The sequence below is a fragment of the Maricaulis salignorans genome (assembly GCF_900103475.1).
Lineage (GTDB): Bacteria > Pseudomonadota > Alphaproteobacteria > Caulobacterales > Maricaulaceae > Maricaulis > Maricaulis salignorans.
This window is the reverse complement of the sequence record NZ_FNHG01000008.1, coordinates 1-20,459: the sequence shown is the minus strand read 5'-3', so window position 1 is coordinate 20,459 and position 20,459 is coordinate 1. Positions and strand designations below refer to the sequence as shown.

The following is a 20,459-nucleotide window of genomic DNA, read 5'->3' as shown; positions in this document are numbered from 1 at the left end:
GGCGGTGCAAATATATCTCCCGATCGCCGAGATCTCGGTAAACATCTTCTTGCTGTTGGGACTGGGTACGGGTGTGGGTTTTCTGTCGGGCATGTTCGGTGTCGGCGGCGGCTTCCTTCTGACCCCCCTGCTCTTCTTCATCGGCATACCGCCCGCCGTCGCCGTCTCGAGCCAGGCCAATCAGATCGTTGCCTCCTCGGCCTCCGGCGCGCTGGTCCACTGGCGCCGCCAGACCCTTGATCCCAAAATGGGCACGCTATTGCTGGTGGGTGGTTTTGCCGGCTCCATTGTCGGTGTCCAGATCTTCACCGCCATGCGCGAACTCGGCCAGATCGATCTGATCATTTCGCTCAGCTATGTCGGCTTTCTCGGCACAATCGGCGCGCTGATGTTCATCGAAAGCGTGCGCTCCATCCTGCGCCGCAATCAGGCCCCGGAACGCCGCGAGGGCGGTGTGAAACGTGGCAAGCGCGGCTGGATCGACACCCTGCCCTTCAAGATGCGCTTCCCGCGCTCGGGCCTCTATATCTCCGTCATCCCGCCTGTTCTGATCGGCTTCTTCGTCGGTGCCCTCTCGGCCATTATGGGCGTTGGCGGCGGTTTCGTGATCGTACCGGCGATGATCTATATCCTGCGCATGCCGACCAATGTCGTGGTCGGCACCTCCCTCTTCCAGATCCTGTTCGTGACCGCCCTGACCACTTTCCTGCAGGCGGCCCAGAACCAGACCGTCGATGTCGTGCTGGCGATGATGCTGACGGTCGGCGGTGTGATCGGTGCCCAGTTCGGCGCCCGCGCCGGACGCCACGTCAAGGCCGAGGAATTGCGCGCGCTGCTGGCGATCATGGTGGTCGGCGTCTGCATCAAGCTGGGTCTGGACCTCGTCGTGACACCGGCTGACATGTTCGTCGTCCTGCCGCATGGCGGAGGGGGCAGCTGATGATGATGCTCGCCCTCGCCCTGCTGGTGCAACAGCCCATGGTCAATGAGGCGCCCGGCATCATGGCCGCCCTGACCCAGGAGACGGTCGAGATCCGCGAGAATTTCGCCGGCACATCGCTGGTGCTCTATGGCGCTACGCGCGGCCTGACCTTGCGTGACGAGATTGTGGTTGTGTTGCGCGGTCCCGATCAGGATTTGCGCGTCATGCGCAAGCGCCGCAGTTTCGGCATCTGGGTCAATACGGCCCCGGTCGATTTCCCCACCGTGCCCAGCTATTACGCCATGGCCAGCTCGCTGCCGATCGACGTCATCGCCTCACCGGAATCACTGACGCGCAATGGCATCGGGCTTGAGAGCCTGCTGCATCCGCAGACCAGTCCCGACGAGGACGACCCCGATGAAACGGAGCTGGAAAACTACCGTGCCGCGGTCCTGCGCGCCGGCGGCCGCGACGCGCTCTACGCGGAAACGCCCGGCGGGGTCGACGTACTCGATGGTGGCCTGTTCCGCGCCGTGCTCAAAATGCCGCCGCGCACACCGGTCGGAAATTATACCGCCGAGGTCTATCTGTTCCGCGATGGTCGCCCCGTCGCCAGCCGCACCACCAGCCTGCGCGTCGAGAAGGCCGGCTTCGAACGGCTGGTATATGAATTCGCCCATAATGCACCGATGATTTACGGCCTGTTCTGTGTCGCCCTGGCGATGCTGGCCGGCTACCTCGCCGCGTTGATTTTCGGCCGCGACTGAGCCCGGTCCGGGATGAGTTTCGCCGCCGCGACCGGGTAAACGGTCTCAGTGCCCATGATCAGGGCATCCGGCGTGGCGCCGAAACAGCGATCATACGCGGCATCGCAAACATTCAGCCCGCCGGTAAAAGCCCCGAAAGCCGGCATGACCAAACGTGCCCCATTGGTCGCGAAACAGCGCGCCCGCACGGAGCGCCCCTTGCCGCGCACCCTGGCGCAGGGATGGAGGTGTCCGGCAATCTCGCCCGGCGCCGCGCCCTCGGCCGGCAGATGTCGCAGGGTCAGCGCGTCAATGCTCAACTCATGCAGGATGGTGCCGCCAAAGCGCGGCGGCGGGGCGGGATCATGATTACCCTCAATCCAGACCCAGTCGGCAATCGAGCCGACCAGTGCCTGCAGCGCCGCCACGTCCTCCGCATCCATCCGGCCATCAGCCCCGAGATCGTGAAAGCTGTCACCCAAAGCGACCACGCGCTGCGGGCGGTGATGAGCGATGCGTTCGGCCAGCCGCCGCAAGGTCGAGCGTGTGTCATAGGGCGGAATGAGCTGGCCGCGGGCGGCATAGGCCGAGCCCTTCTCGAAATGAAGATCGGACACGATCAGCGTCGAGACGCCGGGCAGGACCAAGACCCCGCCGGCATCGGCCAGGGCCTCGACACCATTGAGCCGGAAGGCATGGGCCTGCGGGCGGACAGGGTCAGTCAAGACGGGTCGCCTCCGCGATCAGTTCATCAGCGGCATCCACCAGAATGCTCTCCTGCCCCTCACCCCGAACGGATTCGCGGCCGATTTCCAGCATCACCGGCACCGCCAGCGGCGAGATGCGGCTCAGCGCCTGGTGGGTGATATGGCCCTGGATGCGGGTCAAGGCCTGCCCGAGCCGGTGAATATCGAGCAGGCCGGTGCCGGCATCCGTCCAGGCGGCGCGCAGCAGGATGTGATCGGGTTCGTGCTCGCGCAGGACATTGTAGATCAGGTCGGTCGAGAAAGTGATCTGGCGGCCGCTCTTTTCCTGCCCCGGGAAACGCCGCTCGATCAGGCCGGCGATGATGGCGCAATTGCGGAAGGTCCGCTTCATCAGATCACTTTCGGCCAGCCAGGAATCGAGATCATCGCCGAGCATGTCCTGGGCAAACAGCGCATCAAGATCGAGCCGTGACATATCGCGCAGCCCCCAGACGGCCAGCGCATACTCATTGGCAACAAAGCCCATCGGCCGCATCCGCAAACGTTCGAGCCGTCGCGTCAGCAGCATGCCCAGCGTCTGGTGTGCCAGACGACCTTCGAAGGGATAGCAGACGAGATAGAAATGGGCCGCGCGCGGGAAGGTCTCGACCAGCAGACCGTCGGCGCGTGGCAGGGCCGACCGCAGCCGCTGGATGTCCAGCCAGTCCCGGACCTGCCCCGGCAGGCTTTCCCATAGCGAGGCATCCTGCACGATCTCGCGCACCCGGGCAGCAAGATAGGTGGAGAGCGGGAATTTACCGCCATTATAGCTGGGGATTTTCGGCGTCGTATCCTGGCTGCGCGTCACCCGCGCCGTCATCTCCTCGATGGCTTCAAAACGCAGCACCTGGCCGGCAAACAGGAAAGTATCGCCGGGCGCCAATTGCTCGATGAAATACTCTTCCACCTGGCCCAGCCGCTGCCCGCCGCGGCCACGCGAGGACACCACCACCTCCAGCATCGGCGCTTCCACAATGGTGCCGACATTGAGCCGGTGGCGCTGGGCAATCTGTGGCGTGCGGGCACTCCACAGGCCGTCGCGCGATTTCACCATGCGGCGGAAACGCTCATAGGAATTGAGCGCATAACCGCCGGTGGCGGCGAAATCGAGCACGCGGTCGAAGGTGTCGCGATCGAGCCCGGCATATGGGGTGGCGGTGCGGATCTCGTCATGGAGGGCATCGGCCATGAAAGGCTCACCGCACGCACGGCCCATAATGTGCTGCGCCAAAACGTCGAGCGCGCCGGCATGCAAGGGTTCGCCATCGAGCGCATTGGCGGCGACGGCTTCGCGCGCGGCTTCGCATTCGAGATGCTCGAAGCGATTGCTCGGTGCCAGCAGCGCGCGGGACGGGGTATCCAGCTGGTGATTGGAGCGGCCGAGCCGCTGGATCAGGCGCGAGGAGCCTTTCGGTGCGCCCATCTGGATCACCAGATCGACATCACCCCAGTCAATCCCGAGATCGAGCGTCGAGGTACACACCACCGCGTCGAGCTTGCCCGCCGCCATCGCCGCCTCGACCTTGCGCCGCTGCTCCGGTGCCAGCGAGCCATGATGCAGGGCGATCGCCAGCTTGTCCTCGTTCAGGCGCCAGAGCTCCTGAAAGGTGAACTCGGCCTGGGAGCGCGTATTGACGAAGACCAGTGCCAGCCGCGCCGCCTTGATGCGCTGATAGACATCGCCCATCGCATGGCGCGCGGAATGCCCGGCCCAGGGGATGCGTTCGGCCGGATCGAGGATCTCGACCTGCGGCCGCGCCCCTGGCGCACTGCGAATGATCGCCGCCTGCCGCTCCGGCCCGCCAGGGCTTTGTGGTGCCAGCCAACGCGCCAGTTCGGCCTCATCCCTGATCGTCGCCGACAGACCAACGCGCCGCGCCGACGGCGCCCAGCGCGAGATCGCCGACAGTGCCAGGCTCAGGAGGTCACCGCGCTTTTGCGGTGCGAGGGCGTGGATCTCGTCGATCACGATATGTCTGAGATCGGCGAAGAAGGTGGAGATATTGGGCGAGGCACAGAACAGGGCCAGTTGTTCCGGCGTCGTCAGCAAGATGTCGGGCGGCGAGGCGCGCTGGCGCTGGCGTTTGGAGGGCGAGGTATCGCCGGTGCGCGTCTCGATGCGCAGATCCAGCCCCATTTCGGAGACGGGGGTGGTGAGATTGCGCGCGACATCGACCGAGAGCGCCTTGAGCGGCGAGATATAGAGGGTGTGCAGCCGGTGGGGGCGTTGCTTCGGAGTGGTTTCCGACAATGCCGCGAGCTCGATCAGGCTGGGCAGGAAACCACCCAGCGTCTTGCCGCCACCGGTCGGGGCGATCAACAGCGCATCCTCGCCCCGGGCCGCCGCCTCGACCATCGCCATCTGGTGCGGACGCACATTCCAGCCACGCGCCGCAAACCAGGCCTGGAAGGCGGGCGGCAGGGAGGGGGGCGCGGCGACGGGGCTCATGCCTGTGACTTAGCGCGCCAGCGAAGGGGGGACAAAGCACAAAACCGTCCCTCTGCCGCGCACGCGCTCGCTGCGGCATAGAGTTGGCTTGAACTGATTGATTAAGGGAATTTCCGGCATGGGACATGCGATCACGCAACGCTTTCGGGCCCTGGACGCCGCGTTTCACACGCGCGCGCCGCGCGGCGAACGCCTGCAGGCCCGCTTTGCAGCCCTGGCGGTGCTCAATGCCCCGATCGACCTCGAATCCCTTATCGAAAACTGTTTCGAGACCCGCGATGAACTCAATGCCGGGCTTGGGCCCTGGCGCTCACCCAATCGGCCAATGCGTCTGGTCTTTGCCGCGGCGCTGGTCGCGGGTGGCCGCACGGCACAGCAATTCCTCGAAACCCGCCGCGCCCTGGCGCTGCAGCGCAAGGCCCGCGGCGCGCGCAGTCTCGCGCATGGGGGTGCCTGTGCCGCCCTCTCCCTGGTCACCGCCGGGGGTCATGCGTGGCAGGCCGACCAGTTCTTCGATGTGCTCGACGCCATCGCCGCGCCCTGGTGGCAGCGCGATGCGCCGCGTGAGGAAGTCCTCGCCGCCGCCTTTACCGCCATGGGCGAAACACCCGAGGACGCGGTCAATCATCTGAACCGCGCCCGCCAGGCCCTGATCACCGCCGGTGTCCCGCGCCATCACGCCGTGGCCGCCGCCTATGAAGTCGCCCTGAGCCAGCCCGACCCGGCTGGCCTGGCCGGGGCCTGGACCAGCCTCAATATCGCCGTGCGCGGCCGCCCCGCCCTGCGCCACGGAACCGGCAAGACCGGCCTCGCCATCCTTGCGGCCAGCGGCAATGGCCCCGTCATGGCCGATGCCCTGGTGGAAGCCTTCGAAGCCGTCGCCCAGCTCAAACCCAAACCGACAAGCCAGACCGCCGCCCGCCTCGCCCTGCGCCTTGCCCAGGCACAGGCCGGCATGGCCAGACCGATCGCAGCCGCTGGCGATCTCGCCGCCATTCTGGCAGCACAGGCGGCGATGGTCGCTGCCGTGACCGCGAGTACAGGAGCCGTGGCGGTAGGCGCGCATTGAGGCCCGACGGCTGCTGTCAGTCTTCGGCATCCGCCGATTTGCCGTCGACAAGACTGCCGGCACCGTCACGGGCCGCGCGTCTCACACGGTCGAGATCGTCCGGGAAGGTCAGCGCGTGTTCAGCACGTTCCAGCGCGAGGCCCGACCGCCGTTTCGCCGCCTTGCGCATACCGCAATCCTGCGCCCGGGCCAGCAGGCTGTAGGATTTCTGCAGTCGGATTCCCAGTTCCACAGAATTGACGCCATCCTTCTCGATTGCTGCGAACGCATCTTCCAGCAAATCATCCGGACTGAGCGCCGGCACGCGAATGCGACTGCAGCGCGGCGGATTCGCCCCATCGCGCTTCGCCGCACTGTCCCGGTCCAGCAAGATATGGGTCAGCTTGTTGATGATCTCGATTGCCGTGCCGGGATCATTGGTCGCCGGGGACAGGGCCCGCGAACCGATCTCCGACAAGACAATCAGCCCGAAGCGCGGATCCTCGTCGAACGTGCGCTTGCTGCCAATGACAAAGGCGCGCACCAGACACGCTCGCTGCGCATCCTCAAGCTCACGTGGCGCCCCCTGCCAATCGATCGTCAGCAAGGCCCGCGCCGGCGAGACAAAGGCACCCGGAACAGACCGCAAATCGAGCGCGACCTCCTGCTCCTCGGCCCAGCTCTGCAAGCCGTCCGTATCGATATGCTGAATATAGCCAAACGTCGCCGGGCAGACCGGCATGCCGCTTTCGCTCATCTCACGGACAGCCACGCCGCCCAGGGCGCTCTCGCCGGTCCAGGGCCGGAATGCGGCCCGGGTCGCCGCCTCGACCTTCTCGATCGTGTTCCCCAGCCGTCCGAGCCTGGCAATATTGTCGACCCAACGCACGAAGGTCAGAACGACCCAGCTGAAAATACCCAGTGTTGTGATGAATATGCTGAAGCGCCCGGCAGTCTCGTAAAGACCGACCCGGATCGCGACGATCCCGACAATCGAGTAAATGAAGGCGCCGACGAAACTCGACAGCGCGGTCTGCGAGACCTGATCGGCGACCACCAGGGAGAAGGCGCGCGGCGTGGCGCTGCGGCCAGCAGCAGCATAGGCCGACACCATTGAGGCAACAGCGAATGTGGCAACGCCGAGCATGCTGGCGGAGATCACGGTCAGGAGTTTTTCGATTGTTTCCGCGCTGATATCGGGCAACGGCATGGGGATGGCCAAGCGGTCCGCCGCCTGCGCCAGGAAGATCAGACCGACCGCCATCAGGACATAGGTCAGCGGTCTCACCCAGAGACGTTCACGCAGGGCCTTGAGTGCAAAAAAGAACCGGCTTCCAAACATGCTATCCCCTGGCGGCTCGAATTGCGGTCTGCCCATGTTACGGGATAGCCGGTCAGATACAATCAGGCCGCCGGCGTGAACGGCGTCCGGCGGTCCGCCCTCCCCCATTCCCCTCGCCCGCAAACTTTGCTACCCGTCCGGGCATCATCGCCAGACAGGACACGCCCCATGATTCCCGAAGACTTTCTCAACCCCGAAACCATTGCCGTACTGACCCAGCGCGCGCTCGATGCCGGCACCAATATTGTGCTCGCTTCAGCAATCCTGATTGCCGGCCTGATTGTCGCCGGCACGGTCCGCAAAGCGGTCGTCAAGGCGGTGCACAAGAGCGAGCGGATCGACAATACGCTCGGCGCATTCTTTGCCTCGCTGGCCTATTGGGGCCTGATGATCATGGTGCTGATCGCGGTCCTGTCGCGCTTTGGCGTCGAGACCACCAGCCTTGTGGCGACACTCGGTGCGGCAACCCTGGCCATCGGCCTGGCGCTGCAGGGGACCTTGTCCAATCTCGCCGCCGGCGTGATGATCGTGCTCTTCCGCCCCTATGGGCTGGGCGACTGGGTCGAGGTGGCCGGACAGTCGGGCACGGTGAAGGACATCAATCTCTTCACCACTATTCTGGCGACCGGCGACAACAAGAAGGTGATCGTGCCCAATGGCGAAGGCTGGGGCAGTGTGATCGTCAATTATTCCGCCAATGAAACCCGCCGCGTCGATCTGGGTTTCTCGATCGATTATGGCGATGATATCGACAAGGCGATGGCGACGATCACCAAAGTCCTTGAGGCCGACAAGCGCGTCCTCAAGGACCCGGCCGTGTTCACTGCGGTCAAGGCGCATGGCGCCTCCTCGGTCGATATTGTCTGCCGCGCCTGGTGTGCGACCGGCGATTACTGGGGCGTCTTCTTCGACGCGATGAAAAACGTCAAGGAAGCCTTCGACAAGGATGGCATCTCCATTCCCTACCCGCACGAAGTTCACATCACCCGCAAATCCTGAACCCTGTCAGCAATCGGGGCTACGGCCCCGATTGCGCCGCATTTAGCGCTAAAGTGACCGCATGACCGAACACAATGACACCCGACCCGACACGACAACAGCCCAGCCCCGGCGCAGCTTTGTGCAACGCCTGTTGCGCTTTGCGCCGTCGGATCTGATCCGGCTGATCTTTCTGTGTGTGCTGGCGGGTTTCTTCCTGGCGGCCTTCCACGTCAATCCACGACGCCTCTGGGTCGACTTCTTCGGCACGCTGGCGGAATCCTGGAGCCGCTTTATCGGCTTCATCAGCGACAGCGCATTGTGGGCGGTGGACTACCTCCTGCTCGGTGCCGTCCTCGTGGTGCCGATCTGGATCGTGGTCCGGGTCGTGAAGGCGTTGCGGCGCGACTAAGGGCGCGGGACTTTGTGCTAAACGCCGGATTTCCCACCTGTTAACCACTTTTCTTGGCAGGTTCGAAACTTCCGGGCGCTAACGTCCCCGCATGAATATTGAGCCACTCAGACTTACCGAAGCGGAAAGCGCTCCGGCGGCCCCGGTCGCTCGCGACTGGAGTCGCAGGCCGACACTTGTGCTCAATTCCAACAGTTTCATGCGCAATATCCTGATCAATGTGCTGCGCGATGCCGGCGTGCGCGACATCGTGGTCGAGACACATGCCAGCCGCGCCATGCATGCCTTGCGCGAAATTTCGCCGGCCCTGATTGTCGCTGACTGGGCCGAACAGACCGATCCCGATGAGGATCGCGTGCGGTTGCTGCAGCGCATTCGCGCCTCCCAAGGCTCACATTATCGCGAAACTCCCGTCATCCTGATGTCCGCGCCGCGACCGCGTGCCGATATCGAGCGCGCGCGTGACGCCGGTGCCAGCGAATACCTCGTGACGCCCCTGGCACCGATCACGCTGATCAATCGTCTCAAATCCCTGCAAACAGACCAGCGGGCGTTCGTCGATTCATCACGCTTTGCCGGGCCTGACCGCCGCCGCCGGCCGCGCCGCGAACGCAAGCCGAGTTTCAAACGCAGCTCCGATGTCGAAGCCGGGCTGACCACGCCGATGGAGGCCGCCCGTCGCGCCGCCCTCGCGCTCTCGCATGAAACCCGGCTGAGCGGTGATCCGCTCGCCATTCGCGTTGGCCGCTCATTGCAACGCTTCATCTCCCGGCAGGACAGCTACGCCGCTGCCGAGGCGGAAGTGGTTGAAATGCATCGGGCCGCGCTGGCCCAGCTGATCCGCATGGCCGATAATGGCGATCCATTGCGCGATCCGGTCGTTACAGGACTGGAAATGATCGTCGACAAGCGCCTTGGCCAGCGCTGAATTGCATCTGGCGAGGGCGCCCGCGCTGCAATAGAAGTTCAGCATGTCCGATACCGATACTCCCGGCGATCTGCAGACCCTGCTCGACGAGCTGGCGCCACTGCTTGTCGATGGCTCACCCCATGCGGTCGCGCTCGGCCTCACCCTGGTCTCGCTGAAACCCGGCCTTGCCGTGATGCGCGCGCCCTATTCGGCCGATCTGGTCGGCGACCCCGAGTCCGGCATCCTGCATGGCGGCGTCATTACGGCCTTGCTCGACCATGTCTGCGGCCTTGCGGCTTTCAGCGGTTTTGGCGGGCAGGACACACCGGCGACGCTTGATCTGCGTCTCGATTACATGCGCCCGGCCAAACCCGGGCTCGATGTCACAGCCGAGGCGGTGTGCCTCAAATCCCACGGCCTGGTCGCCTTTGTTCGCGCCACCGCACATGATGGCGATATCAATGATCCCGTCGCCACCGCCCAGGCCGCCTTCATGGTGACCGGCGCTTCGAAGGCGGCGCAGGAACGCGCGGTTGAAGCCCTGCGCTCGGGACAGCCGCTATGAGCAATGCCCTGATCGAAACCCTGCTGGCCGCGCCCTATGTGGCGCGCTTTGGCGTGCGCCTTGAACAGAAGGGCGACGAGCTGACGGGCATACTGCCCTATTCGGAAATCCTGGTCGGCAACCCTCTCATCCCGGCGCTGCATGGCGGCGCCATCGGCGCCTTTCTCGAAATCGTCGCATCGGCCTCCCTGCTGGCCGGTCAATCACTGGAGCGCTTGCCGCGACCGATTGATGTCGCGATTGACTATCTGCGCCCGGGCCGCGCGGCGGATGTCTACGCCCGCGCCATCGTCAATCGCAGCGGACGCCGCGTCGCCAACGTCCGGGCCGAAGCGTGGCAAGGCCGCAGCGGCGCCCCTGTCGCCACCCTGCACGGCCATTTCCTGATCACACCGGGGCGCACCGACCCGGCCGGTTGAGACCCGCCGCGGCACCGCGTCGCATGCGACCGGATGACCGCTGGCCGCGGCCGGCTCCCCGGTGCAGATTGAACCCATGGACACCACCGGCCCCCTGATCGCCTATTATGACGCGCTGTGCCCGATCTGCCGCCGCGAAATGGGCCATTACGCCCGTCATGGTGACCACATCATTCGCCTGCACGATGCGAATGGTGACCTGCCCGATGATGTCGATCGGGAGGCGGCGCTCGCATCCCTCCATGTCCGCCTCCCCGATGGTCAACTGATCGATGGCTGGCCCGCCTTCATCGCAATCTGGGAACGTGTGCCCGGCTGGGGCCCGCTCGCCTGGCTGACACGCCCGGCGCCGATCCGCATTCCGCTCGACGCCCTGTATCGCTGGCTCGCCCCGATGCGGCCGCGCGATCGCTGCCGCGATGATGTGTGCGGCGTCTAGCGACCCTTTGATTTCCGTCCGACTGAGCCCGTGAGCAAGTCCGCGCGGACGGCTTGCCAGCCGTGCCTCAGCGGGCTAGTGGCGGATCATGTCCAGCGATACTGAAACTCTCCGGCCCGAACTCACCCGTATCGACGTGATCAAGCGCGCCCTGCCACTGGTCGCAGCCAATGCCACCGTGCCGCTGGCCGGGGTGGTCGATACATTCGTGCTGGGCCTGTCGGGCGACAAGAGCGATCTCGGCGGCGTGGCGCTGGGCGGCGCGATCTTCTCGGTCTTCTACTGGAGCTTCTACTTCCTGCGCATGGGCACGACCGGGCTGACCGCCCAGGCCGACGGCGCCCATAACCGGGCCGAGACCCAGCGCATCCTGATCCGTGCCGTCGCCATCGCCGCCCTGCTCGGCATTGCGGTCTGGCTATTGCGCCATCCGATCGCCTGGGGCGGGTTTGCCGTGCTGCAGGGCGCGCCCGGCGTCGAGGCCAAGGGCGCGGACTACCTGCTGGCGCGCGCCTGGGGTGCGCCGGCGGCACTGGCGACCTTCGCCCTGACCGGCTGGCTGATCGGGCTGGGCCGCAATAGCGCGACACTGGCCATCTATGCCGTGTTCAGCGCCATCAATATCGGGCTCGATCTCTGGTTCGTGCTCGGGCTCGGCTATGGACCCGGCGGAGTCGGCGCTGCCACCGCGATTGCCGAATGGGCCGGCCTTCTCGTCGGCCTGGGCTTCGTCGGCCATGCGCTGATGCGCCAGGGTGGCTGGGCCAGCTCGGTGCTCAACCGGACCAGCCTGCTCGATCCGGGCGCCATCGGGCAAATGTTCAACGTCAATCTCAACCTCATGATCCGCACCTGGAGCCTGGTGCTCGGCTTTACCTGGTTCGCCAATGCCGGCGCGCGCCAAGGCACCGCCATACTGGCGGGCAATCACGTTCTGCTACAGGTGATCACCCTCTGGGCCTTCGTGCTCGATGCCTTTGCCTTCGTCGCCGAGACCGAGGCCGGCCGCGCCTATGGCCGCCGCTCGCTGGACGGTCTGCGCCGGGCCGTGCGCCTGACGGGCGAGCCAATGTTCGCCGCCGGTGCGATATTCGCCGTGCTGACCTGGTTGTTCGGTGCCCAGGCCCTGGGCTTTCTGATCGACGATGCCGAGGCGCGCGCGGCGGCGATCCGCTATCTGCCCTGGTGCGCTATCGTCCCCTTCCTCGGGGCAGGCGCCTGGCTGATGGACGGGGTCTTCATCGGCACGACAAGCGGCAAAATCCTGCGCAATGCCGGCCTGGCGACGGTGGTGATCTATCTCATCGCCGATGCCATCCTGACACCGGCCTTCGGCAATGACGGCGTCTGGATGGCCTTCATGATCTATTATGTCGCGCGCGGCGGCACGCTGGTCATCGCCTACCCGTCGCTTGAGCGCCGGTTGCAATCAACCCCGACCGCTTCGGCGACCGAAACGAAACCATCGGCCTGAAGCCGCTTGACCAGGCCGGACTTGATGCGCTGCACCAGACCAGGGCCATGATAGACCAGCCCGGTATAGAGCTGGACCGCATTGGCACCGGCGCGGATCTTGGCATAGGCCGTATCGGCGCTATCAATCCCGCCAACGCCAATGATCGCCAGATCGGCGCCCGCAGCGCGGCGGAACTGGCGCACCAGCTCGGTCGAGCGTGCAAAAACCGGTGGCCCCGACAGGCCCCCGCCCTCGCCCATATGTTTGCTGGTCAGGCTGTCAGGCCGCTGGATCGTGGTATTCGACACGATGATGCCGTCGAGCCCGTGGCGGGCGATGGCCTCAAGAATGGGGGCGACATCTTCATCGGCAATGTCCGGCGCGATCTTGAGGAAGACCGGGGCCTGACCGCGCACCTTCGCCACCGCTGACAGCAATTCATCAAGCGCGCCATGGGTCTGGAGGCTGCGCAGGCCCGGTGTATTGGGTGAGGAAATATTGACGGTGAAGAATTGCGCCAGATCCTTCAGGCGCTCAAGGCAGGTGACATAATCGGCGACGCGGTCCTCGCTGTCGAGATTGGCGCCAAGATTGACCCCGACAATCCCGCCGCGACCCTGACGTCGCCGCAGCCGCGCCTCGAACGGATCAAGCCCCTGATTGGGGAAGCCCATACGATTGATCACGGCGCGGTCGGGCGCCAGCCGGAAGATGCGCGGGCGGGGCTTGCCATCCTGCGCGCGCGGCGTCACGGCCCCCAGTTCGACAAAACCGAAACCGGCCGCCAGCAAGGCGTCCGGCGCCTCGGCATTTTTGTCGAACCCGGCCGCCAGCCCGAGCGGATTGGGCAGATCAAGACCGGCGACACGGGTCGCCAGAATGGCCGGGTCGCGCGAAAACTGGCGCGGACCGAGGCCGGCCTTCAGCCCCAATACGCCGAAGCGATGCGCCGTCTCCGGCTCGAACACGTGCAGCGCCCGTGCGATCAGATCGTGAATCACCACTGACCTCCCAGATCGGACGGCAGGACCCAGTCGCCCTCTTCATTGCGGCGGACATGACGCACACCACGCACGGCGCTGGCCGGGATATCGCCATAGACGTGCGGGAAAAGCGCTCCGCCGCGCGATTTTTCCCATTTGACGCTGTCGCCCAGCGCCTCGAGATCGATCTCGGCCAGGATCAGGCGCGGATGTTCATTATAATGTTTGAGCAGCGTGCCCTCGACCTGTTCGGCCGCGGACAGATGGATGAATCCATCGGCGATATCGTGCGGCTCGCCGTGAAACACGCCCGCCATCATGACCGCAGCCCAGCTGTCGGGCGTCGCCAATCGGTATGCAATCTTGTCGCTCATGCGCTGGGGTTAGCCCGCGCCGCAAACCTGCGCAAGCCTGTCTGGTTCATGCGGATAGTTTCCTGTAACTTTCGCGCTTCCAAGGACACATCACCATGTTCACGCACGACCAGATCTGGCGCGGGATTGACCGTCTCGCCGCCCATGCGCAAACCAGCCCATCCGGGCTGGCGCGGCGGGCGGGCCTCGATTCGACGACGTTCAACCCGTCAAAGCGCATCTCGGCTGATGGCAGCAAATTGCGCTGGCCCTCGACGGAAAGCCTGACCAAGGCGCTGAGCGCCGCCAATCTGGGTTTCGCCGATTTTGCCGCCCTGGTCAGCGGCGAAGGCCGGGCGCAATCCCTCCCGGCACTGGATCTGGCCGATGGCGACCGCGCCGCCGCCTTCGACGCGGTCGGCCTGCCGACCGGCGCAAGCTGGAGCCGCGTGCCCTTCCCCGATCTCGGGTCGAGCGAAGCCTATGCACTGACCGTGGAGGGCGAGGCCATGCTGCCGCTCTACCGGCCCGGCGACCGCTTGATCATCGCCCCCGACGACAAGCCGCGCCCGGGCGACCGCGTCATGGTGAAAACCCGCGATGGCGAGATTTGTGGCTGGGAGCTGGGCCGCAGCAGCGTGCAGGATGTGGTGCTCAAGCCGCTCAACCCGTCCGGTCCGGACCGCATCGTCAAACTGGTCGAGATCGCCTGGATCGCCCGGATTGTCTGGGCCAGCCAATAGGCCTGACCGTCGCCTCTATTGCGTCATGCGCTCAACCGCCCAGGCCGTTGCCGCCTCGCGGTCATCCCGGAGCGCGTGCAATTGAGCGGCATTGGCCAGCAGCCCGGCCTCGAACGCATCGCGCGGTTCCAGTTCGAGCGCAATCTCGATCTGCTCCCACGCCATTGCGGTGCGGTCCCGGTCACCCAGTGCGATCAGGCCGAGGGCGAGAAAATAGCGAAGCGCGGGATTGTCCGGGTCGAGGGCAATGGCCTGGCTGTAAAACCCGGTGCCGGCCTCGACGGACGCGCCGAGCATCTCCATGCCGCGCGACCCGCCGCGCCGTGCGACTTCGAGATTCCACGCCCCCAGCGTGCCGAGCGCCCAGACATTGCCGGGGTCGTCCATCACCACAGATTCCAGCAGGGCCCGTCCGCGTTGCGGCACGCGCAGGAAGAGCGCGCGCATCGTGCTCGTATAGCGGCCCTGATAGCCCAGCGAGATCGCCAGCCTCAATCGCGCTTCGGCACTGTCATTGTCCTCGCGATAGGCCGCCTCGGCGAGATTGACCGCCTGGCGTGTCACGGCCTGGCGATCCGGTGTCTCCGGTTCGAGGACCAGCTGCGTCACCAGGGCGCGCGCAGCATAGGCATAGCCCTCCGCGCCGCCGGACAATTCTGCCTGCACGGCAGCCTCCAGCCAGCGACCGCCGGCATAGGCCTGGCGCGCCTGATCCATATCGGCCCGGGCGGTGGAGGCGGTGAGCAGGATAATAGCAAGGGCTGTGAAGATTCTCATGTGCGCACTCTAGATCAGTTGCAGCATGGAAAGAAGCGGAGGTTTTGCGCCCCGATATCGACGCGTTCGGTCCAGCCCCGCGACCATTTGCACCTTGGCGAAGCCCGCAAGGACGGGCAAGCTTCCTCCTTGAGCTGGCCAGCGCGGAGCGATGACATGACCGGCAGCGAAGCCTTTCAGCCGCCCAAACCGCCCTATGCCAATTACAGCCAGACCGGCCGCCTGACCGTGTCCGACTACTGGACCTATTTCCGGGCGATGAGCCGCAATCCGCTCGAGATCTGGGGCGAGCATCATTTCGAATTTCTCGTCGCCCCCTTCCGCTTTCTCGGGCGCAACAGCCTGTTGATCAATGATCCGGGCGCGATCCACCACTGCTTCGTCACCAATGCCGCCAATTACCGCATGAATCCGGTGCGCCAGGCGGTGTTAAAACCCTTTCTGCGCGACGGGCTGCTGACCGCCGAGGGTGAGGTCTGGAAAACCGCGCGCCACGCCGTCGCGCCAGTCTTCACGCCGCGCCGGGTCAATGCCTTCGCGCCCAAGATCCGCACCGTCTGCGACGAGGCGGCCGAGTCTTTCCTGGCCGTCGACGGGCGCACAATCTCGCTCTCCGATGCGATGGTCGATCTGACGCTGGACGTCTTGATCGAAACCCTGTTCTCCGGCGATGAGGCGCTCGACAAGACCCGTTTCAGCGCCGCGATCTGCCGCCTGATCGAGATCACGGGCATTCCACACATGTTTGATCTGATGGACCTGCCCGGCTGGATCCCGCGCATCGGCCATGGCGCGGCGCGGCAGGTGATCGCTGATCTGCGCCGCCAGGTCGCCCATGTCGCCGCCGCTCGCCGGGCCCAGCCCGATGCCGAAACGGCGGGCCGCACGCCTGACTTTCTCGACCTTCTGCTCGGCGCCGGGCTCGATGAGACCGCGGTCGTCGACAATCTCCTCACCTTCCTCGCAGCGGGCCACGAGACGACGGCGCGCTCGCTGAGCTGGACGCTCTATCTCCTCTCCCAATCACCCGACGTGCTCGAACGCCTCGAGGCCGAGATCGACGACGCGCCGCTCGACGATACCGATCCGGCCAATTGGATGGACGCCCTGCCGTGGACGACGGCCATCATCAAGGAAAGCCTGCGCCTCTACCCGTCCGCGCCAATCCTGTCGCGCACCTCGATCGATGCCGATACGGTGGCCGGTCTGGCGGTGGCGCCCGATACCGATGTGCTGGTCTCGACCTGGCTGCTGCATCGCCAGCGCGATTTCTGGCCGCAGCCCGATGCCTTCCTGCCGGAGCGCTTCTTTGGCGAGGCCGCCGACGCCATTCCGCGCCATGCCTGGCTGCCCTTCGGGCTGGGCCCGCGCGTGTGTATCGGTGCCCGTTTCGCGATGATGGAAATGGTGATCGTGCTCGCCTGTCTCTTGCGCAAGCTGCGCTTCGAATTCGCCGGCACACGTCACCCGGTCCCGGTGATGCGCATTACCCTGCAGCCGGACACTGAAGTCCCGATGCGGGTGAGACGGCGTCAGGCGTCGGGATACTGAAACACCTGGTCAAGCGGCACCTTGAAAACTGCAGCAATCTTGAAGGCGACCTCGAGCGAGGGTGAATACTTGCCCTGCTCGATGGCGAGTATGGTCTGCCGCGTCACGCCGACGGCCTTGGCCAGATCGGCCTGGGTCATCTCATTGGCGTGGAAGCGCAGCGAGCGGATCGTATTGGTGATGGCGGTGGCTTTGCTCATCGCCTAGCCCTGCCGGTAGGCGATGAGCACCGAAACACCCTTGGCAATCTCGCCGGCCACCAGACCGGCCAGCACCGCATTGGCGACCCAGACCACGGGGTAACCCAGGACGGCCAGCGTCAGGGCGGCGAGGGCGAAGAGGGCCAGGACCCGGCCGCCAAAAGCGCTGCCACGCGTCTCGATATTGCGGTCGCGTTCATCGCTGCCCTCACCGGCTTCAGCCGGCGCGAAGGCCGCCATGGCGATATGTCCGGCAATACCGACAAACACCAGCGCGAAGGCGGCCGCAGCCAGCATGCCGATATTCAGCTCAACCGGGCCGGCCTGCGCCTGCATCGCCAGATCACCGAAATAACTGCCGAAGATCAAAACCATGGCGCCCAGCATCAGGGCATTGCTCTTTTCACGAAATGACATGTCTACTCTCCATAACTTTATGTCTGTAATTTTTGACATGGCAAGATGTATGGCAGAGGCAACACCATGTCGAGTATTTTTTACACCGCAAAGCAAAAAAGACGGCCCGCTCAACGGACCGCCTTGTATTTGAACACTTATTTAGTCTCGAGCAAATCCCCGGCCAGACCCTTTTCGATCAGGGCCACCGTTTCGGGAATGCCATAGATCGCCACGAAGGAGCCAAAGCGCGGCCCTTGCGACTGGCCGAGCAATACCTCGTACAGGGCCTTGAACCAGTCCCGCAGATTCTCGTACTCGGCAGCCTTGCCTGCGGCATAGACCTCGTTCTGGATCATTTCCCCATCGCGGCAATCCGGCCCCAGGGCCTCGAGCCGGTCGATCAGATCCTGCATCGCCGCGCACTCGCGTTCGTCGGCAGCGCGGAAGGATTTGGTCGGTTCGACGAAGTCCTGGAAATACTTCACCGCAAACCCGGCCAGCTGGTCGAGCATGGGATGGCTTTCCGGCGAGGCACCCTCGCAATAGCGGCCGATAAAGCCCCACATCACATCGGTATTATGCGCACTCGCCGCCGAGGCGAGATTGAGCATCAGGGCGAAGCTGATCGGCAGCGTATCGGCCGGCGGATTGCCGTTATGGATATGCCAGACCGGGTTTTCCAGCTGCTGCGCCGGCGTCTGGTTCGGGAAGGCGGCCAGATGCTGCATATACTCGTCGACCGCCTTGGGAATGACGTCAAAAAACAGGCGCTTGGCCGTCTTCGGCTTGACGAAATTATAATAGGTCAGGCTCTCGGGCGGCGCATATTTCAGCCAGTCCTCGACAGAAAGCCCATTGCCCTTCGACTTGGAAATCTTCTCGCCCTGCTGGTCGAGGAAGAGCTCATAGACAAATTGCGTCGGCGGCTCCGCGCCGAGGATGCGGCAGATGCGCGAATAGACCGGCGCATTGGTCTGGTGGTCCTTGCCAAACATCTCGAAGTCAACGCCGAGCGCGGCCCAGCGCATGCCGAAATCGGGCTTCCATTGCAGCTTCACCGCGCCGCCCTTGACGGACAGCGTCGTCTCGGTCCCGTCCTCATCATCAAAGGTAATGGTGCCGGCCTTCGCATCGATCGACTTCATCGGCACATAGAGCACGCGGCCGGATTTCGGCGAGATCGGCAAAAACGGCGAATAGGTCGCCTGGCGCTCGGCACCCAGCGTGGGCAGCATCACCTTCATGATGTCGTCATAGCGCTCCAGCGCCCGCACCAGCATCGCGTCATAGGCGCCGGACTTGTACAGCGCGGTCGCCGATTCAAACTCGTAATGGAAGCCGAAACTGTCGAGGAAGGCGCGCAGGCGCGCATTCATGTGGGCGCCATAGCTGTCATGCGTGCCGAACGGGTCGGGCACCACGGTCAGCGGCATCTGCAGATAGTTCGCGAGCATGTCCTGATTGGGCAGATTGTCCGGAATCTTGCGCATCCCGTCCATATCGTCCGAGACACAGATCATCCGCGTCTCGTAACGGCCCTCGGTCAACGCAATAAAGGCCTGACGCACCATGGTGGTCCGCACCACCTCGCCAAACGTGCCCATATGCGGCAGCCCCGACGGCCCGTAACCGGTCTCGAACACGACCGGTTTATCGCCCAGCCCATGCTGCTCGATCCGCTTCAGGAGCAGGCGCGCCTGTTCGAACGGCCAGGCTTTGGCATTCAGGGCGAGTTGGGCGGTCATGGCAGTGGCTTTCAGTGTGTTGGCGGTAAGCCGCCGAGGTAGGCCCTGCGGGATTGGGCGTCAAGCGGCGCGGGCTTGGGACTCGTCCTCCGCCAGCCCCCAGCCGCCCTTGCCGGTCAGCTTGCGGCCGATGAGATAGATTGCCAGCCCGACCGGGCCGAACATCAGGGTGAAGAAGAGGCTCGGGGCCATCAGCCAGTAGGGTACGTCGCGGCGCACCGCGTCGCGGGCGATCCAGGCGCCGATGAAGAGGTCGAAGACGAGGTAATGGGTCCAGCCGGTCAGGGCGCCGACCGGGTGGGCGAACAGTGCCATCACGCCGGCCAGGGTGGAAAAGCCGGCGCCCTCGCTGGCCTGGCCGAAGAAGACCCCGGCGGACAGGAAGCTGGCATAGATCGCGCCAAGCAATAGCGGGAGAAAGGCGGTGTGGACGAGGCGCTGTGTCCATGTCCAGCGCGGCGCGAGCAAAAGCAGGGCCCAGGCCGGGAAGATGATCAGGTGAAGGGCGAAATAGAGGCTTTCATACATGGCGGGTCTCCTTGGGCGCGATGGAGCCTGTGGCGGCCGGCGGCGTCAAGCTCTGGCGGCCCGCGTCCGACTGATAGATGTGCCGGCCTCGCCGGGGGAGCTGCCCTGAAAGTCTTGCCGAGAGGGCGCCGACGCGTGTTTGAATAGTCAAGGGTTTCAACCGCGTAACGGCGCTTCGCGCCCTTGACTATTCAAACACGCGTCGGCCGGATGCTGGCATGGATTTCAGGGTGGGGTGGGGTGCGGCCCGGCGGGCCTGCCTCTTCAAAAAACAGCAACGTTGAGGGACGTGTACCTCTGGTACGCGTCCCCGGGGAAAAGGGGAGTCTTCCCTGAGGACAGGTACCAGAGGTACCTGCCCCTCCCGCCACCCACTTATCCAGCATTTGCGCTCCAATCATCGTTATTCCAGCGCAGACCGGGACCCAGATTCACGCTCCAACATCTCTTTGATTAAGCGCCAGTTTTCGCCTGACCCGCTCGGCGAGTCTGGGTTCCAGCCTGCGCTGGAATGACGATTTATGGTGCAACTTATCCCCACCCCTCCAACGTGCGCGCATACTTCAGCCGTTCCGGTCGCACGGGAGGCGTGAGCTCAGTCATTCGCGGCGATCGGGAGCGTGGAGCTCGTCCGGGCAGAGGGGTGACATCCTCAAGCTCTGGTGAGGCCATGATCGGGGAAGGGCAGCATGAATGCTCGACTGTTCGTCCACGGTCATTTCGAGGCAGGGCCCGCGAGGGACCTGAG

General features: G+C 64.7%; 22 protein-coding genes. 12 read left to right on the top strand and 10 right to left on the bottom strand.

Annotated features, from left to right (window positions below):
• The first annotated feature begins 4 nt into the window (after positions 1-4).
• On the top strand, positions 5-940 hold the full coding sequence (locus BLT42_RS07890; protein WP_091769467.1) for a sulfite exporter TauE/SafE family protein: 936 nt from the start codon (positions 5-7) through the stop codon (positions 938-940).
• Positions 940-1,689, top strand: a complete 750-nt coding sequence (locus tag BLT42_RS07885; protein WP_091769464.1) for a TIGR02186 family protein — start codon at positions 940-942, stop codon at positions 1,687-1,689. The genes BLT42_RS07890 and BLT42_RS07885 overlap by 1 nt, the downstream gene beginning before the upstream one ends.
• Here BLT42_RS07885 and pdeM read toward each other — a convergent pair.
• Positions 1,656-2,393, bottom strand: a complete 738-nt coding sequence (gene pdeM / locus BLT42_RS07880; protein ID WP_091769461.1) for a ligase-associated DNA damage response endonuclease PdeM — start codon at positions 2,391-2,393, stop codon at positions 1,656-1,658. The genes BLT42_RS07885 and pdeM overlap by 34 nt on opposite strands.
• Positions 2,386-4,863 (bottom strand): ligase-associated DNA damage response DEXH box helicase, encoded by a 2,478-nt coding sequence (locus BLT42_RS07875; protein WP_091769458.1) that lies wholly within the window; start codon positions 4,861-4,863, stop codon positions 2,386-2,388. The genes pdeM and BLT42_RS07875 overlap by 8 nt, the downstream gene beginning before the upstream one ends.
• Before the next feature lie 118 nt (positions 4,864-4,981).
• On the opposite strand from BLT42_RS07875, the gene BLT42_RS07870 reads away from it, so the two are divergent.
• Positions 4,982-5,932 (top strand): hypothetical protein, encoded by a 951-nt coding sequence (locus BLT42_RS07870; RefSeq protein ID WP_091769455.1) that lies wholly within the window; start codon positions 4,982-4,984, stop codon positions 5,930-5,932.
• 16 nt (positions 5,933-5,948) lie between these two features.
• Here BLT42_RS07870 and BLT42_RS07865 read toward each other — a convergent pair whose 3' ends face one another.
• Positions 5,949-7,253, bottom strand: coding sequence for a DUF2254 domain-containing protein (locus BLT42_RS07865; RefSeq protein WP_091769452.1), 1,305 nt, complete (start codon positions 7,251-7,253; stop codon positions 5,949-5,951).
• A 168-nt stretch (positions 7,254-7,421) separates the two neighbouring features.
• Between BLT42_RS07865 and BLT42_RS07860 the strand changes: the two genes are divergently transcribed.
• The 7 genes from BLT42_RS07860 (at position 7,422) to BLT42_RS07830 (ending at position 12,450) form a co-directional block, all read left to right on the top strand.
• Entirely contained in the window at positions 7,422-8,252 is an 831-nt protein-coding gene (locus BLT42_RS07860) for a mechanosensitive ion channel family protein (protein ID WP_091769449.1), read from the top strand.
• A gap of 61 nt (positions 8,253-8,313) precedes the next feature.
• On the top strand, positions 8,314-8,643 hold the full coding sequence (locus tag BLT42_RS07855; protein WP_091769446.1) for a DUF6460 domain-containing protein: 330 nt from the start codon (positions 8,314-8,316) through the stop codon (positions 8,641-8,643).
• A 91-nt stretch (positions 8,644-8,734) separates the two neighbouring features.
• The gene (locus BLT42_RS07850) at positions 8,735-9,571 is read left to right on the top strand and encodes a response regulator (protein WP_091769443.1); all 837 of its coding nucleotides are present in this window, start codon (positions 8,735-8,737) and stop codon (positions 9,569-9,571) included.
• A 43-nt stretch (positions 9,572-9,614) separates the two neighbouring features.
• Positions 9,615-10,118, top strand: a complete 504-nt coding sequence (locus BLT42_RS07845) for a PaaI family thioesterase (RefSeq protein ID WP_091769440.1) — start codon at positions 9,615-9,617, stop codon at positions 10,116-10,118.
• Positions 10,115-10,537 (top strand): PaaI family thioesterase, encoded by a 423-nt coding sequence (locus BLT42_RS07840; protein ID WP_091769437.1) that lies wholly within the window; start codon positions 10,115-10,117, stop codon positions 10,535-10,537. The genes BLT42_RS07845 and BLT42_RS07840 overlap by 4 nt, the downstream gene beginning before the upstream one ends.
• Positions 10,538-10,613: 76 nt before the next feature.
• A complete protein-coding gene (locus BLT42_RS07835) occupies positions 10,614-10,976 on the top strand; it encodes a thiol-disulfide oxidoreductase DCC family protein (protein WP_091769434.1) in 363 nt (120 codons plus the stop codon).
• An 88-nt stretch (positions 10,977-11,064) separates the two neighbouring features.
• Positions 11,065-12,450 carry an MATE family efflux transporter gene (locus tag BLT42_RS07830; protein ID WP_091769431.1) on the top strand — a complete coding sequence of 462 codons (1,386 nt, stop codon included), beginning with the start codon at positions 11,065-11,067 and terminating at the stop codon, positions 12,448-12,450.
• On the opposite strand, the gene BLT42_RS07825 is transcribed toward BLT42_RS07830, so the two are convergent.
• Both BLT42_RS07825 and BLT42_RS07820 read right to left on the bottom strand, forming a co-directional pair.
• Positions 12,378-13,436 carry a quinone-dependent dihydroorotate dehydrogenase gene (locus BLT42_RS07825; protein WP_091769428.1) on the bottom strand — a complete coding sequence of 353 codons (1,059 nt, stop codon included), beginning with the start codon at positions 13,434-13,436 and terminating at the stop codon, positions 12,378-12,380. The genes BLT42_RS07830 and BLT42_RS07825 overlap by 73 nt on opposite strands.
• Entirely contained in the window at positions 13,430-13,789 is a 360-nt protein-coding gene (locus tag BLT42_RS07820; RefSeq protein ID WP_091769425.1) for a DUF952 domain-containing protein, read from the bottom strand. Before BLT42_RS07820 ends, BLT42_RS07825 begins: the two co-directional genes overlap by 7 nt.
• A gap of 95 nt (positions 13,790-13,884) precedes the next feature.
• Between BLT42_RS07820 and BLT42_RS07815 the strand changes: the two genes are divergently transcribed.
• Entirely contained in the window at positions 13,885-14,511 is a 627-nt protein-coding gene (locus BLT42_RS07815) for a S24 family peptidase (protein ID WP_091769423.1), read from the top strand.
• Positions 14,512-14,526: 15 nt separating this feature from the next.
• On the opposite strand, the gene BLT42_RS07810 is transcribed toward BLT42_RS07815, so the two are convergent.
• Positions 14,527-15,288, bottom strand: a complete 762-nt coding sequence (locus BLT42_RS07810; protein ID WP_091769420.1) for a tetratricopeptide repeat protein — start codon at positions 15,286-15,288, stop codon at positions 14,527-14,529.
• Between the two features lie 156 nt (positions 15,289-15,444).
• On the opposite strand from BLT42_RS07810, the gene BLT42_RS07805 reads away from it, so the two are divergent.
• Complete coding sequence (locus tag BLT42_RS07805) at positions 15,445-16,839, top strand: cytochrome P450 (RefSeq protein ID WP_143024084.1); 1,395 nt, start codon at positions 15,445-15,447, stop codon at positions 16,837-16,839.
• Here BLT42_RS07805 and BLT42_RS07800 read toward each other — a convergent pair.
• From BLT42_RS07800 to BLT42_RS07785, 4 genes are all read right to left on the bottom strand, one after another.
• Entirely contained in the window at positions 16,821-17,039 is a 219-nt protein-coding gene (locus tag BLT42_RS07800) for a helix-turn-helix transcriptional regulator (RefSeq protein ID WP_091769414.1), read from the bottom strand. The two genes, BLT42_RS07805 and BLT42_RS07800, sit on opposite strands and share 19 nt — an antisense overlap.
• A 3-nt stretch (positions 17,040-17,042) precedes the next feature.
• Positions 17,043-17,456, bottom strand: a complete 414-nt coding sequence (locus BLT42_RS07795) for a hypothetical protein (RefSeq protein ID WP_091769411.1) — start codon at positions 17,454-17,456, stop codon at positions 17,043-17,045.
• Positions 17,457-17,593: 137 nt separating this feature from the next.
• Entirely contained in the window at positions 17,594-19,183 is a 1,590-nt protein-coding gene (locus tag BLT42_RS07790) for a lysine--tRNA ligase (protein ID WP_091769408.1), read from the bottom strand.
• A 60-nt stretch (positions 19,184-19,243) separates the two neighbouring features.
• The gene (locus BLT42_RS07785; RefSeq protein WP_091769405.1) at positions 19,244-19,711 is read right to left on the bottom strand and encodes an ABA4-like family protein; all 468 of its coding nucleotides are present in this window, start codon (positions 19,709-19,711) and stop codon (positions 19,244-19,246) included.
• Positions 19,712-20,459: the final 748 nt, after the last annotated feature.

Coding starts and splice junctions, on each gene's coding strand:
- BLT42_RS07885 (WP_091769464.1), top strand. CDS start 940: ATGATGATGCTCGCCCTCGCCCTGCTGGTGCAACAGCCCATGGTCAAT.
- BLT42_RS07875 (WP_091769458.1), bottom strand. CDS start 4,863: ATGAGCCCCGTCGCCGCGCCCCCCTCCCTGCCGCCCGCCTTCCAGGCC.
- BLT42_RS07870 (WP_091769455.1), top strand. CDS start 4,982: ATGGGACATGCGATCACGCAACGCTTTCGGGCCCTGGACGCCGCGTTT.
- BLT42_RS07865 (WP_091769452.1), bottom strand. CDS start 7,253: ATGTTTGGAAGCCGGTTCTTTTTTGCACTCAAGGCCCTGCGTGAACGT.
- BLT42_RS07860 (WP_091769449.1), top strand. CDS start 7,422: ATGATTCCCGAAGACTTTCTCAACCCCGAAACCATTGCCGTACTGACC.
- BLT42_RS07855 (WP_091769446.1), top strand. CDS start 8,314: ATGACCGAACACAATGACACCCGACCCGACACGACAACAGCCCAGCCC.
- BLT42_RS07850 (WP_091769443.1), top strand. CDS start 8,735: ATGAATATTGAGCCACTCAGACTTACCGAAGCGGAAAGCGCTCCGGCG.
- BLT42_RS07845 (WP_091769440.1), top strand. CDS start 9,615: ATGTCCGATACCGATACTCCCGGCGATCTGCAGACCCTGCTCGACGAG.
- BLT42_RS07840 (WP_091769437.1), top strand. CDS start 10,115: ATGAGCAATGCCCTGATCGAAACCCTGCTGGCCGCGCCCTATGTGGCG.
- BLT42_RS07835 (WP_091769434.1), top strand. CDS start 10,614: ATGGACACCACCGGCCCCCTGATCGCCTATTATGACGCGCTGTGCCCG.
- BLT42_RS07830 (WP_091769431.1), top strand. CDS start 11,065: ATGTCCAGCGATACTGAAACTCTCCGGCCCGAACTCACCCGTATCGAC.
- BLT42_RS07820 (WP_091769425.1), bottom strand. CDS start 13,789: ATGAGCGACAAGATTGCATACCGATTGGCGACGCCCGACAGCTGGGCT.
- BLT42_RS07815 (WP_091769423.1), top strand. CDS start 13,885: ATGTTCACGCACGACCAGATCTGGCGCGGGATTGACCGTCTCGCCGCC.
- BLT42_RS07810 (WP_091769420.1), bottom strand. CDS start 15,288: ATGAGAATCTTCACAGCCCTTGCTATTATCCTGCTCACCGCCTCCACC.
- BLT42_RS07805 (WP_143024084.1), top strand. CDS start 15,445: ATGACCGGCAGCGAAGCCTTTCAGCCGCCCAAACCGCCCTATGCCAAT.
- BLT42_RS07800 (WP_091769414.1), bottom strand. CDS start 17,039: ATGAGCAAAGCCACCGCCATCACCAATACGATCCGCTCGCTGCGCTTC.
- BLT42_RS07795 (WP_091769411.1), bottom strand. CDS start 17,456: ATGTCATTTCGTGAAAAGAGCAATGCCCTGATGCTGGGCGCCATGGTT.
- BLT42_RS07790 (WP_091769408.1), bottom strand. CDS start 19,183: ATGACCGCCCAACTCGCCCTGAATGCCAAAGCCTGGCCGTTCGAACAG.
- BLT42_RS07785 (WP_091769405.1), bottom strand. CDS start 19,711: ATGTATGAAAGCCTCTATTTCGCCCTTCACCTGATCATCTTCCCGGCC.